Origin of the sequence: Paenibacillus amylolyticus (genome assembly GCF_003719335.1) — a bacterium.
GTDB classification, from domain to species: Bacteria; Bacillota; Bacilli; order Paenibacillales; family Paenibacillaceae; genus Paenibacillus; species Paenibacillus amylolyticus_D.
Genome location: NZ_RIAS01000061.1, coordinates 1 through 275, shown reverse-complemented (window position 1 = coordinate 275; position 275 = coordinate 1). Strand labels below are relative to the sequence as shown.

Below are 275 nucleotides of genomic sequence, written 5' to 3'. Positions count from 1 at the left end.
TGGAACCGTGGTGTAGTTGGCCTAACATGCCTGCCTGTCACGCAGGAGATCGCGGGTTCGAATCCCGTCGGTTCCGCCATCTTTACAATCTTCAGGGATGAGAATCCGTTTGTGGGTTCGTCGGAGCATTTACTTCGAGAGCATCTGCTTCGCAGTCTCGAACGAAGTGAGAGTATCCCGTCGGTTCCGCCATTCATATATGGCTCGGTAGCTCAGTCGGTAGAGCAGAGGACTGAAAATCCTCGTGTCGGCGGTTCGATTCCGTCCCGAGCCAC

2 tRNA genes are annotated in these 275 nt (G+C 54.9%); both read left to right on the top strand.

The annotated features are described in order from the left end of the window. The first annotated feature begins 1 nt into the window (after position 1). Positions 2 to 79: transfer RNA gene (locus EC604_RS29640), tRNA-Asp, on the top strand. A gap of 122 nt (positions 80 to 201) precedes the next feature. Beyond that, positions 202 to 274: transfer RNA gene (locus EC604_RS29635), tRNA-Phe, on the top strand. The last annotated feature ends 1 nt before the right edge of the window (position 275 follow it).